Genomic DNA, 12,698 nt, shown 5'->3' on the forward strand with positions numbered 1-12,698 from the left:
CTGGTGCTGGGTCGAATACGCCGGCGGCATGTTGACCCCGGAAATCCTGGACATGGTCATGCAGCGGTTTCGTCTGGCGCGTGGGGCCTCATGACTTGCCGAAGGTGCGTTCCTCCCACCACACGGCCAGCCGCGGGTAGTGGCGCGGCAGCAGTCGCACCAACAGGTCGACACCCCGTGCGTCGTTGCCGATGAGCACTCGGCCCCGATTGGCTTCCACGGCTTTCAGGATGCCCTCGGCTGCCTTCTCCGGCGACATCTTCAACAGTTTCTCGTTGTAGGCCTCGGCCCGCTTGAGCTGCTCGGGACTGAGCTCCTTGCCGGCCCGTTTGGCCTCGTCGAGTGCCGCGGTGGCGATGTTGGTGCGGATACCGCCGGGATGGACGACCATGACCTGAACCGGGTGGCCGGCCGCCAGCATCTCGGCCCGCAGTGACTCGGTGAAGCCGCGGACCGCGAATTTGCTTGTGCAGTAAGCACTCATCGAGGCCTGCGCCATCAGCCCGTTGAGACTGGAGACGTTGACGACGTGCCCGTCGCCCGACGCGATCAGGTGCGGCAGGAACGCTTTCGTCCCGTTGATCACGCCCCACAGGTTGATCCCGATGATCCGCTCGTAGGTCTCGTAGTCGCAGTCGACGACCGGCGCCGCACCGCCCGCGACACCCGCGTTGTTGTAGAGCTGGTGGACCACTCCATAGTGGTCCACGATCGACGCGGCGTAATCGGTGACTGCCTCGCGATTGCTGACGTCGAGAACGTCTTCGTGCGTGTCAGCTCCGAGATCTCTGGTCTGCCCGGCGGTTTCGGCCAGACCTTCCTTGTTGACGTCGGAAAGCGCCAGTCGGGCGCCGCGCCGTGCCAAGCCGACGGCCAGAGCCCGGCCGATACCCGAGCCGGCGCCGGTGACGACCGCAACCTTGCCTTTGACCGATCCCATCGGTGGCCGCTACCGGGCTTGACCGTTGAGGGCCAGACTTGGCTGCACATCAGCCTTCGACGACGTTTGATAGGCGTCGGTGTCGAAGCGCTTGAGTCGTTGCCGGAAGCGGAAAGTGAAGTCCGGCCACAAGGTCGTGTTGTTGCCCTGCGCGTCCAGGTACCAACTGGCGCACCCCCCCGTCATCCAGACCGATCCCGCGAGCTTGCGCTGCAGTTCCTCGTTGTAGCGGTCCTGGATGTCCGGCCGCACCTCGAGGCGGGTGATGCCTTCGCGGGTCATGGTGTCGACGGCGTCGACGACATAGTTCAGCTGGGATTCGATCATGTAGACCATCGACGTGTGCCCGAGGCCCGTGTTGGGACCGACCAGCACGAACAGATTCGGGAAACCGGAAATCGCGCAGCCCTTGTAGGCACGCATTCCCTCCTCGGCGAAGACTTTGCTCAGGCTGCGCCCGTCGCTGCCGCAGATGGTGTCGAACATCGGTGAATCGGTGACATGGAACCCGGTCGCCACCACCAGTGCGTCGACTTCGCGTGCGGAGCCGTCCTTGGTGACGATCTTGTTCCCGTCGATCTCACGGATGCCCTCGGTCACCAGATCGACATGGTCACGGTCCAGGGCCCGGTACCAGTCGTTGGCGATCAGCATTCGTTTGCAACCGATCCGGAAGTTCGGTGTCACCTTGCGCCGCAGCTCGGGATCTTTGATTTCCAGCCGGATCTTGGCGCGCGAGATCAACTCGAAGGGCTTCATCATCTTCGGGTACTTGGCCAATCCGACGACCTGGGTTTCGCGTGCCGTGTAGATGCCGGCACGGGCCAGCCGGAGCAAGCCGGGGATCTTGCGGAATGCCCATCGTTCCGGTCGCGTGAACGGCCGGTCGAATCGGGGCAGCAGCCACGGCGCGGTGCGCTGATAGACGTCGATGTGGGCGACCTTGTCGACGATGGCCGGGACCAACTGAATCGCCGAGGCGCCCGTGCCGATCACCGCGACACGTTTCCCGGTCAAGTCGGCGTCGTGGTTCCACTGCGCGGAGTGGAACAACGTGCCGGCGAAGTCGTCGATACCGGGGATGTCAGGCAGTGACGGCTCGGCCAGCGCGCCGAAGCCACCGATCAGCACATCGGCTGTCAGGTCGCCCTTCGAGGTCGACAGCTCCCACACATTGTTCTGTTCGCTCCATGCCGCCCGTTTCACATGGCAGCCGAAGACGTGGCGATCCAGCACTCCGGACTTCTCCGCGACACCGCGAATGTAGTCCTGGATCTCCGGTTGAGTGGAGAAGGAACGTGTCCAATTCGGGTTCAGGGCAAACGAATACGAGTACAGGTGCGACGGCACGTCACAGGCCGCGCCCGGGTAGGTGTTGTCGCGCCAGGTGCCGCCGACATCGTCACCGCGTTCGAGCACGACGAAATCCTGGTGACCGGCCTCGCTGAGTTTGACTGCCGCCCCCAGACCGGAAAAGCCGCTGCCCACGATCGCGATCCTGGTGTGGCGGGGCAACTCGGATCGCGCCGCCTGTGCGCTGGGACTCGCCGTCACTGTGAACCTCCCGAAGCCCGTACCCGACCCTTCGGTAGGTACCCAACGAGAGACCTCGTTAAAAGGAGTTCACAGCAAACCCGAAAATTGGCCGGCTAGCGCACCACGCCGCGCAGTGTCACCAGTCCGAGTTCCTTGTGGGTGAGGAACCCCGGCGGCGCGTCGCAGACCGCCGGGATCGCATTGACGGGTCCCATCGCCGTCCAGGTGTAGCCGGGGTTTCCGTGGTCACCGTGTTCGTCGGCGGCACCACGCAGAATCAGCTCGGTGGACACGTCGCCCTCCACCACCAGGCGGTAGTGGTAGTAGCCGTCCCAGTCGGGACGGGGGTCGATGGCGTCGTGCTCGATGAACGCGTATCTCTCGTGCAGCGTGATGAAGGGCCGGCCGTCCACCCACGCCGTCCATTCGTGTTGCTGGGCGGCCACCGTGCCCTTCTTGATGACTCCCTTCAACCCGGGCATGTCCATTTCTTCGGTTCCCTCGTAAGGAATGTCGCGGGTGGCCACTCCCACCTTGGTCTCCGTCGTGAACTTCTCGACAGTCTTGCCCACGCCGTCCACCACCATGGTCAGCGACTGCGCGAACAAGGGCCAGGCGGCTCCGAACAGATTCCCCGCTTCGAACTCGACGGGATCTTTTCCGAACCCCATTTCGTCGAGGTATTTGAGCGTGTCCTTGTTGAAGTTCACCACTTCATAGATATGGATGCGGTCGATCCGGCTCGCGATCCGGCACAGCGTCAGCACCAGCAGGTCCGCGGCAAACCCGGGATGGATCCCGCCGCCGTGAAATGACGTGCCGCCCTCCCGGCAGGCCTCTTCTATCTTGTCGATGTCGGCGGCGTTCGTCTCGGTTCGGTACCACCAGGCGCCACCGGAGGCGACGACATTCTTGCCGCCACGAAGGAGGCGGCAGATTTCGTCGATGTCGGACCACAACGGCGCGTAGAACACACAGTCCGCATCCAGCGCTTCGAGAGCTGACTTGTCGGTTGTCGCGAGCACACCGAACGGAGCGACTCCCACGAGTTCACCGGCGTCCTTGCCTACCTTCTCGGGGCGGCTACAGAGCACGCCGACGACCTCGTAGACGGGGTTGTCGGCGAAATGGCGCAACGCCAGCGTTCCCACATTGCCGATGCCCCACTGGATGACGCGATACTTCTTGTTCGCGGTCTGCGTCATCGCTACTCCTTCCACATGAGACCGCGGAGTGCCTCCGCCGGCGGAATCTCGTCCGCGGCAATCAATCCCGCCGGGGCACGACAAACCCAGTCGATGACGTTCACCGCCCGGGCGGCGGTGGAGATGCAGCCGGCGTCTGTCGTATCGAGTACCGGATGCGAGACATATGTGTTGATCTCTATCCGAGGTTCTCCCTCGGCGACGACGCGGTGTACCCCGGGTTGGCCGTCGGGCGGGTAGGGCCAGTCGGGTGCCGCGGCGCTGGTGAGTCTCGTGATGTGCTCGAGGGTGATCACCGGTTGCCCGTCGACGACGCCTTCGGCGGCGAACCGGACCGCGGCCATTCCGCCCGGCTCCACTTTCATCATGATGCAGTCGATGGGCTCCGGGGTGAACCAGCGTTCATCGCGTTGCCGCACCTCGTCGAGGGTGATCCCGAGATGGTCCGCCAGATTCCGGACCGCGCCGCCGAACATGGATACCACGACACCAGGCAGGAAGAGCATAGGCGGATCGTCATCCGGTTTCAGACCGAAACCCATTGAAGTGCCTGTAAATTCGTAGTCGTCGTAATTTGCGTAGTCGAAGATCTCCTGGACGATGATCGAGGAGACGCGGGTCGTGAGGCTGCACGCCGAGTACACCAGGGTGTCCCCGGAGAACCCTGGGTCGATGCCGTTCACATACAGCGACGCGTTGCCGGCCTCGCACGCCCGCTGCAGCGGCTCCCGTAGCCACTCATCGGCCTGCCGTGGATTCGCAAGCCAAACCAACGACGTGCCAACCACATTGATGCCTGCCGCCAGAAACTTGGTCAGCTGGTCGATGACTTCCATCGGCCGTGTCTCGCCGAGCGCCGTATAGACCACGCAGTCGGCCCCGAGGGCCACCAGGGCATCGACGTCGTCGGTGGCCGTGACGCCGGTTGGTTCGTTCAACCCGCACAATTCGGCGGCGTCTCTACCGACTTTCGCGGGGCCCGAGGCGTGAACTCCGACCAGCTCGAGGTCCGGCCGTCCGATGATGGCCCGCAACGAATGTCGGCCGACGTTCCCGGTGGAGAACTGGATCACTCTGCGCATCGGCAGCCTTCCTTTAGTAGTCAGGGATCGGCAACGGCGAGTTGTTCGACTCGATTCCGCCGTCCACGTGGAAGATCGCATTCGTGGCGTAGCAGTCACGCGTGCTCAGGTACACGCACAGACGCCCCAGGTCCTCGACATTGCCCAGCCGGTGCAGCGGCGTCGCCTCCTGCATCTTCTCCAGCGACCCCGGCATCAAATCCAGGCTCGACTGCAGCCCGTCGGTGGCGAACGAACCGAGCGCGATGGCATTGACCCGGATCTTCGGGGCCAGTTCTTGGGCCATCGCGCGGGTCAAGGCTTCCAGGGCTCCCTTGGCGGTGCAGTACGCGGCCAGCGCGCGGATGCCGAAACGCGCTGAGCCCGAGGAGATATTGACGATGTTGCCGTGTCCGGCTTCGATCATGTGCGGTGCGACGAGCTGGCTCATGATGAACGTAGACGTCACGCACCAGTCGAAAGCGAGCTGGAAATCTTCGTCGGTGATATCGAGAAACCTTGCGTACGTTGCCCCGCCGACGTTGTTGATCAGGATGTCGATGTGACCGAATTTCTCCATGGCGGTCGAGACGACGCGTTCTCCGTCGGGACGACTCATCGCGTCGGCGACCAGCGCCAACCCCTTTCCGCCGGCCGCCTCGATGCCGTCGATGGTGGCCACGATGTCGGACTCCGTACGCGCGGTACCCACCACGGTCGCACCCGCCTCGGCCAGGACCCTGGCGATGCCCTGTCCGACGCCCTTCCCGGCGCCGGTGACGATGGCGACCTGTCCGTCCAAGTTGAACTGCTCCAGTGCCATCCCTGCTCCTCGGCCCGCGGTGACGTCGACATCATCTAACGACTCAAACTGACTTAAGTCAACGATGGACTACACAGCGCGCCAGCTTGCTGGCTGGCTTGGACGACGCCGGCGCGCTACTGTTTGCAGTCGGGTTTGACGAGGAATCAGATCGGATAATGACGGCCAGCAACAAGATCTCAGCGCGTGAGACCAAGCGTCTGCAGACGCGGGAGCGGCTACTCGGTGCCGCGGTCGCGGAATTCAAGCGATCCGGTATGGCCGAAGCGGATGTCGCGGCGATCGTGACGGCGGCCGGTGTCGCGCACGGCACCTTCTTCTTCCACTTTCCCACCAAGGAACACGTGTTGCTCGAACTCGAGCACCGGGAGGAACAACGCATCGCGAACCAGTTCGCCCGGTTTCTGGACACCGAGCATGATCTGGAGGGTGCCCTTCGCGAAGCCGTCCGGCTGGTCTCCGGACTGGAACGGCGGCTAGGTGAAGAGCTGTTCAAAGACTTTCTGGCGCTGCACTTCTCGCAGACCCGCCCACCGGCGGAGGATGGCAGGGACCACCCGGTGATCATGGCGGTGGCCCGGGAGATCGAGCAGGCACAGCAACGCGGCGGCGTAGCTGTCGATGTCATCCCGATGAACAGCGCGGTGTTCTTCCTGCTCGGCTTGTACGCGTTGCTGATCACCACGAACACGTGGCCGACCCGCGACGCGATGCTGGACGACTACGTGGCCCGAACGATGCAGAGTATGACAACCTGCTGAACCGTGCTGTTGACCTCAGTCAGTTTGTGGACTAGAACAAGCGGGGTTGAGGGAGGAAAATTGAATCTGCCCACATTGAGCTTTCGCCGCTCCAACGGGGACAACGGAACCACTGCCGGTGGCCGCGACGGGCTGTCCTTCGACGAGCACATGGAGGAATCGCAGCTCGCGCAGCGCCGGGCGGACAAGTGGCTGATCTCGGGATCCCTGTTGATCGGCACGGCCGCGCTCGGGATCTTCGGCCTCCCCCTGTTCCTGCGGGGAGTCTGGTTGCTACGGCGGGCGCAGCGGGCGGGATTGTCCGTGCGGCCCATGCTTGTCACCCTGCTCGGTTACCTCGTGATCATCGATGCCGCCATCAACACCGTGGGCTGGGCGCTGGACATGGTGGGCAACCACACCCTGCTGGGCCGAGTGTTGTTGGTGGGCTGGGGCAATATGTTCGACGCCGGCTACTTCTGGCATTTCAACGAACTCTGGATAGGCGGCGCGGCCGGCCCGGGTGAAAAGGGGTGGGAAGTCGGTCTGATCCTGACCGTCTTCACCATGCGCATCGCCGCCGGGATCGGTTTCCTGCAGATGAAGCGGTGGGGGCACCAGTGGATGGTCGTCACCTGCTGGATGGGTGTGGTGATCTGGATCGGCTACGTGTTCAACATGACCATGTACGCCGACGTGCGCTTCGCCGGTGTCATACTCCCCGTCGTCGGTTGGTGGCTCTACGACATCTTCTACATCACGCCGTTTCTGGCGATCCCCTACCTGCACACGGTCAACCGAGAGATCTTCTCCGACTGACTTCGTTGACTGATGTCATGACATTCGACAACAGTGCAACGGCAGCGTGCGCCCAAAACCTGGCATATGCAGGCCGATTTCGTCCATCCGACCATCACCGGCCGCTTCGTAATCTATTGACTTGGGTCAGTAAAAGGTCTACAAAGAGCACACGATGACGGCACAGATCAGAACGTCCGTACGCGAAGCACAGCGGCTGCAGACCCGCCAGCGGGTGCTGGGTGCGGCGCTCGCCGAGTTCCAGCGTTGCGGAATGGCCGCCGCCGAGATCAGTGCGATCATCAGTGCCGCCGGGGTCGCGCACGGCACATTCTTCTTTCACTTCCCCACCAAGGAACACGTCCTGTTGGAGCTCGAGAATCGCGAAGAGGTCCGCCTCGCCGGCGAATTGGGACGCTTTCTCGACGAAACTCACGACCTCGCGGCGGTCTTGACGGAGGTGGCGCGATTGGTGGTCGGCCTCGAACAGCGGCTCGGCGGGCCCCTGTTCAAAGACTTCCTGGGCATTCACTTCTCGCCGACGCGTCCCAACCGCGACGAGGAGTGGACGGATCACCCGGTAATCGTGTTACTGGTCAGGGAGATCCAGCGCGCACGGGACCGCGGTGAAGTACATGCGGAGGTAAACCCGTTCTGTAGTGCGGTCTTGTTCCTGCTCGGCATCTACGGCGCGCTGAGCACCACATCGTCCGGGACCGCTCGCGACACCATGCTGGCCGAGCTGATCGCGACCGCGGTCCGCAGCTTGGAGCCCCGGAAGTAACCGATAAGGAGACACCACCCATGGACATGGTTTGGGAGCTGTTGCGGTACGTCGCCGCATGGGGCGGAACCGGTTTGATCATCTGGTTCTGGTACTGGATGTTTTCCAACATCGGGACGTTCTGACCACGTGGCCGAGACCACCGACTCGTCGGCGATGGCGATAGAGCGTAGCTGCGCGTTGACCGCGGTGGCGCTCAGTGAGCAGCGTCGTGGTGGCGCCCGTCTCATGACGGGAGCCAGGCGCGGCTTCGGGGTGAGCATGGCGCTGGACCTCGTCCATGTCCCCTACCCGGCGTTGGCCCGCGACTGGACGCGCCGGACGCTGACTTGCGGGGTAGCGCTGCAATGTTCGCCGTCCAAAGACCGCTTGGCGCACTACCGGCTGAACGACCTGTCGTCGCGCGAGCACCGTGCGCTGGCGCTTGTCGAGGCCGGTGTGGCCCTGGGTTGGGTCGCCGCTCGATGGCCCGGCCTGATGCCCGAGGTCGAACGGGTGCTGCCCGATGTGCCCGTCGGCGATCCGGATCTGGATGCGCGGGCGATGTTCGACCTCGCGATCGCCCTGGCGCGGTCCGGACAGCAGATCGTCGAGCACCCGCTGCTCGGCATGCTGCCGCGCACGCAGACGAGCGCACGCGGACTGGCCAGTGCGATCAAACGATTCGGCAGAATGCCGTGGACCACCACCCAGCAGCGACATCCCCGTCCCTACTCGGTGCCGGTGGGCGGCGACGGTGGTGTGCGCAACCCCAATCTGCCGCCGCCGAGTCGCCCCGAGGACAACGACCTGGACGTCAGTCCCGAACGCAGGCAGGGCATTCCGTATCCGGAATGGAACGGATGGACAAAGACCTTTCTCGCCGATCACGTCGCGGTGCTGGAACTTCCGCCCGCCGCTCGCACCGGCCATCCGGCACCGATAGCCGAGAACCTGCGGAAGTGGTTCGAGGAACACACACATCGCGCGATGACGAACCGGCTCGAAGACGGATCCGACCTCGATGTCGACCAGTACGTCCGCCACTACATCGACATGATGACCAGCCAAGCCAGCGAGCCCCGGATCTTTCGGGAACTGCTGCCCAGCAGCCGCGACGTCACCACCGCGCTGCTACTCGACGGAAGCTCATCGCTGGGCGTGCACGGCGGCCGCATATTCCGCCTGGAACTGGAATGCGCCGACGCGCTGTCTCGCGCGATGACGCTGGCCCGCGAACGGCACGGCATCTTCGTGTTCACCGGAAACACCCGCCATCGCGTGGAAGTGCGCTGCCTCAAGGACTTTCGGGACGGCCGCTTCGTCGCGCCGGGCAGCCTCGGGCTGATGACCGGCGGCTACACCCGGCTCGGCGCACCGATCCGCCACCTGACCTCGCGGCTGCTGGCGCAGCCCTCCGAACGTCGTCTGCTCATCGTGATCGGCGACGGGTTGATGTCCGACGAGGGCTACGAGGGCCGCTATGCCTGGGCCGACGTGGCGCACGCGGTCGAGGAAGCCAACGACGCCGGCGTCTCCGTCTATTACGTGGGCGTGGGACCCACCCGCGTCGACCCGCTGCCAGAAGTGTTCGGGTCCCGCCGATCGAGACGGATCAGGCGAGTCGAGGAACTGCCGCGCGTGCTCGCGCACGTCCACCGAGAGTTGGTCGCCGTATGAGAGACACCTACATTGCCAACGGCAACGAAGTGGAACTGTTCGAACAGGCTTACCGCGAACACATTCCGGTCATGCTCACCGGGCCGACCGGATGCGGCAAGACACGCTTCGTCGAGCACATGGGGGTACTGCTCAGCCAACCCGTCGTCACCATCAGCTGTCATGACGACCTGACCAGTTCCGACCTCGTCGGCCGGTTCATGGTCACCGGCGGCGACGTGTCGTGGACCGATGGTCCGCTGACCAGAGCCGTCAAAGCCGGTGCCATCTGCTACCTCGACGAGGTGGTGGAAGCCCGGCACGACTCGCTGGCGATCCTGCACTCGCTGACCGACCACCGTCGCGCGCTGTACCTGGATCGCGCAGACGAAGTCGTCCGGGCGCCGGACTCTTTCATGCTCGTCTGCTCCTACAATCCCGCCTACCGCAGCTCGCTCAAAGAGCTCAAGCCGTCCTTCCGTCAGCGCTTCGCGACCCTGCCGATGAGATATCTGCCTGCGCACCAGGAGGCGAAGGTGATCGTGGCGGAGGCCGGCGTGGATCTCGCGACCGCGACACGACTTGTGCAGTGCGCCAACGCCATCCGCAACGCGGATGAAGTGTTCCACTTCGAACCGCCGTCAACCAGGGTGCTGGTCACCACGGCCAAGCTGATCGCCGCCGGCGCGTCCGAGATGAGCGCCGCCGAAGCCTGCATCCTCGCGCCGCTCAGTACCGACGGGGCGATCAACGACGGCCTGCGTGAAGTCGCCGCGGCGACCCTGCTTGCAGGCGAACCCTCGAACTCCGGAAACCGCTAGGAAGGGCAACGGCATGGTGGATCAGCAAGAGCGCAAACGCAAGAAGGCACTCATCGTCTTTCAGATCTTCATCTACGGCTACCTGCTGGTGATGTTCGGCATCCAGCTGTACATGTCGTTCGCCCGAGGCTGGTGGGATCTGTGACCGCGGTCGTCTCGTCCGGCGACTCCGTCAGCCTCACCGAGCACGACGACGAATCGCGGATCGCGCAACGCCGCGCCGACAAGTGGATGATCGTCGGCGCCGGGTTAATGGGCTGCTGGGCGCCCGGCCTGATCGGGTTCCCCATCTTCATGCGCGGAGTCTGGCTGCAGCGCCAGGCTTTACGCGCGGGCCTGTCGGTGCGGCCGATGATCGTCACCCTGATCGGCTACCTGGTGCTGATCGACGGGATGCTGAACAGCCTTGGCTGGGCGCTGGATCTGGTCGCCAACCACACCTTGATCAACCGGGTGCTGATGATCGGCTGGGGCAACATGTTCGACGCCGGCTACTTCTGGCACTACAACGAGCTGTGGGTCGGCGGCGCGGCGGGACCGGGCGAAAAGGCCTATGTGGCGGGGCTGATCCTCACCGTGTTCTCGATGCGGGTCGCCGCGGCGATCGGGTTCCTGCAGATGAAACGCTGGGGACATCAGTGGATGATCGTCACCTGCTGGATGGGCACCGTCATCTGGTGCGCCTACGTGTTCAACATGACCATGTACGCCGACGTCCGTTACGCCGGCGTGGTGTTCCCGGTGATCGGCTGGTGGCTGTACGACATCTTCTACATCACCCCGTTCCTCGCGATCCCGTACCTGCACACCGTCAACCGCGAAATCTTCTCCGACTGAGCGCCCGAGGAGCACAACCATGACCACGAAAACACCTGCCGCAGAAGACAAAGACGCGGTCGAAGACCTGCCGCCGGGCACCACGCCCTACTACGCGCGGATGCACAAGTGGATCAAGCGCGCCGTTCTGGTGTGCCTGATCGCGCTGGTAGTCGAGGGCGCGTTCACGCTGCCATTCATGGCCGTCTACTACGGCTATCCGACGTTGAGTCTCACCGAGATCTGCAGTGAGTTGCTCAAGGTCCGCTACTCCGACGACGCGCTGGAGTGCAAGTACCCCTACCCGCCGCTGGGGCCGCCCGAGGGCGCCGAAGGCAAGGACACCGCACGCGACGTCTGGGGTATCCAGCCGACGCCGAAATACCATCGGCTGGGCTTCCGAGAGTTGGTGCGCATCCACGACGAAAGACTGGCCCGTCAGGCCGCCCAGCAGCAGCAGGCCGGCGCGAAACCGTGACAGGGAAGCTGCGCGTCGTCCAGTGGACCACCGGCAACGTCGGCCGCAAATCGGTGCACGCGATCGCAGCCAATTCGCTGCTGGAACTGGTGGGTTGCTATGCCTGGTCTCCGGACAAGGTGGGCCGTGACGTCGGCGAACTGTGCGGCATCGAAACACTGGGGGTGCGGGCCACCGACGACGTCGATGCGCTGCTGGCGCTGCGGCCCGACTGCGTGGTCTACAACCCGATGTTCGCCGACATCGACGAGGTGACACGCATCCTGCGGGCGGGGATCAACGTCGTCACCACATCCGAGTTCATCACCGGCCATCAATTGGGCCCGGACCGGGACCGCATCGTCGAAGCCTGTGCGACAGGCGGATCCACGATATTCGGCAGTGGCATCAATCCGGGATTCATACAGTTGCTCGCGGTCGTCACGGCCGGCATCGCCGACCGGGTGGACCGGATCTGCGTCGTCGAATCCTTCGACACCACCATCTACAACTCCCCGGCCACCGAGATACCGATGGGCTTCGGCCATCCGATAGACCAGCCGGATCTTCCCGCCGTCACCGAGAAGGGATCCGGCATCTTCCGCGAGGCGGTGCAGTTGGTCGCCGACGCCCTCGGCGCCGAAATCGACGAATACCGTTGCGAAGTCGACTATGCCCAGACCACCGAGGATCTGCTGCTGCCCGGCGACTGGATGATCAAGAAGGGGTGCGTGGCGGGTATCGACCTGCGGTGGAAGGGAATCGCCGCGGGGCGCGAGATCGCCGAGATGCGCGCGGTGTGGACCAAGGGCCAAACGCTGGATCCGGCGTGGTCGACCACCTTCGGCTATACCGTGACCGTCGAAGGTCGCCCGACCATCAAGAGCACGTTGAGTTTCGAACCACCGCCGGACTTCCAGGCCGAGTCTCTCGAGGACTACATCATGCTCGGTCTGACCATCACCGCCATGCCGCCCATCACGGCGATACCCGCCGTCGTCGCCGCGCCGCCCGGCATCGCCACCTACACCGATCTGCCGCTGCTGCTGCCACGTGGAGTGCTGGCACGCAACTGAGAG

Annotated in this window: 14 protein-coding genes; 9 read left to right on the plus strand and 5 right to left on the minus strand. The window is 64.1% G+C overall.

Going from position 1 to position 12,698, the window contains the following annotated elements; translation table 11 throughout:
• Nucleotides 1-88: 88 nt before the first annotated feature.
• From AC5Y46_RS16530 to AC5Y46_RS16550, 5 genes are all read right to left on the minus strand, one after another.
• Nucleotides 89-940 carry an SDR family NAD(P)-dependent oxidoreductase gene (locus tag AC5Y46_RS16530; RefSeq protein ID WP_499992248.1) on the minus strand — a complete coding sequence of 284 codons (852 nt, stop codon included), beginning with the start codon at nt 938-940 and terminating at the stop codon, nt 89-91.
• A gap of 9 nt (nt 941-949) precedes the next feature.
• Complete coding sequence (locus AC5Y46_RS16535) at nt 950-2,494, minus strand: flavin-containing monooxygenase (protein ID WP_499992250.1); 1,545 nt, start codon at nt 2,492-2,494, stop codon at nt 950-952.
• A 95-nt stretch (nt 2,495-2,589) separates the two neighbouring features.
• Nucleotides 2,590-3,681: an NAD(P)H-dependent amine dehydrogenase family protein gene (locus AC5Y46_RS16540; RefSeq protein WP_499992251.1), complete on the minus strand. Its 1,092-nt coding sequence runs from the start codon at nt 3,679-3,681 to the stop codon at nt 2,590-2,592.
• Nucleotides 3,682-3,683: 2 nt separating this feature from the next.
• Nucleotides 3,684-4,763, minus strand: a complete 1,080-nt coding sequence (locus AC5Y46_RS16545; RefSeq protein ID WP_499992252.1) for an NAD(P)H-dependent amine dehydrogenase family protein — start codon at nt 4,761-4,763, stop codon at nt 3,684-3,686.
• A 13-nt stretch (nt 4,764-4,776) separates the two neighbouring features.
• Nucleotides 4,777-5,565 carry an SDR family NAD(P)-dependent oxidoreductase gene (locus tag AC5Y46_RS16550; RefSeq protein ID WP_499992254.1) on the minus strand — a complete coding sequence of 263 codons (789 nt, stop codon included), beginning with the start codon at nt 5,563-5,565 and terminating at the stop codon, nt 4,777-4,779.
• A 158-nt stretch (nt 5,566-5,723) separates the two neighbouring features.
• On the opposite strand from AC5Y46_RS16550, the gene AC5Y46_RS16555 reads away from it, so the two are divergent.
• The 9 genes from AC5Y46_RS16555 (at nt 5,724) to AC5Y46_RS16595 (ending at nt 12,695) form a co-directional block, all read left to right on the plus strand.
• Complete coding sequence (locus tag AC5Y46_RS16555) at nt 5,724-6,326, plus strand: TetR/AcrR family transcriptional regulator (protein WP_499944866.1); 603 nt, start codon at nt 5,724-5,726, stop codon at nt 6,324-6,326.
• A 60-nt stretch (nt 6,327-6,386) separates the two neighbouring features.
• Nucleotides 6,387-7,124, plus strand: a complete 738-nt coding sequence (locus tag AC5Y46_RS16560; RefSeq protein ID WP_499992255.1) for a hypothetical protein — start codon at nt 6,387-6,389, stop codon at nt 7,122-7,124.
• Between the two features lie 154 nt (nt 7,125-7,278).
• The gene (locus AC5Y46_RS16565) at nt 7,279-7,887 is read left to right on the plus strand and encodes a TetR family transcriptional regulator (protein WP_499992256.1); all 609 of its coding nucleotides are present in this window, start codon (nt 7,279-7,281) and stop codon (nt 7,885-7,887) included.
• A gap of 156 nt (nt 7,888-8,043) precedes the next feature.
• Nucleotides 8,044-9,546: a nitric oxide reductase activation protein NorD gene (locus AC5Y46_RS16570; protein ID WP_499992313.1), complete on the plus strand. Its 1,503-nt coding sequence runs from the start codon at nt 8,044-8,046 to the stop codon at nt 9,544-9,546.
• Nucleotides 9,543-10,346 (plus strand): CbbQ/NirQ/NorQ/GpvN family protein, encoded by an 804-nt coding sequence (locus AC5Y46_RS16575; RefSeq protein WP_499992257.1) that lies wholly within the window; start codon nt 9,543-9,545, stop codon nt 10,344-10,346. Before AC5Y46_RS16570 ends, AC5Y46_RS16575 begins: the two co-directional genes overlap by 4 nt.
• Nucleotides 10,347-10,359: 13 nt before the next feature.
• On the plus strand, nt 10,360-10,491 hold the full coding sequence (locus tag AC5Y46_RS16580; protein ID WP_499944857.1) for a hypothetical protein: 132 nt from the start codon (nt 10,360-10,362) through the stop codon (nt 10,489-10,491).
• Nucleotides 10,492-10,577: 86 nt separating this feature from the next.
• The gene (locus AC5Y46_RS16585) at nt 10,578-11,183 is read left to right on the plus strand and encodes a hypothetical protein (RefSeq protein WP_390176192.1); all 606 of its coding nucleotides are present in this window, start codon (nt 10,578-10,580) and stop codon (nt 11,181-11,183) included.
• A gap of 19 nt (nt 11,184-11,202) precedes the next feature.
• A complete protein-coding gene (locus AC5Y46_RS16590; protein WP_499992258.1) occupies nt 11,203-11,640 on the plus strand; it encodes a hypothetical protein in 438 nt (145 codons plus the stop codon).
• The gene (locus AC5Y46_RS16595) at nt 11,637-12,695 is read left to right on the plus strand and encodes an NAD(P)H-dependent amine dehydrogenase family protein (RefSeq protein WP_499992259.1); all 1,059 of its coding nucleotides are present in this window, start codon (nt 11,637-11,639) and stop codon (nt 12,693-12,695) included. The genes AC5Y46_RS16590 and AC5Y46_RS16595 overlap by 4 nt, the downstream gene beginning before the upstream one ends.
• Nucleotides 12,696-12,698: the final 3 nt, after the last annotated feature.

The sequence above is a fragment of the Mycobacterium sp. NGS59 genome, assembly GCF_059812345.1.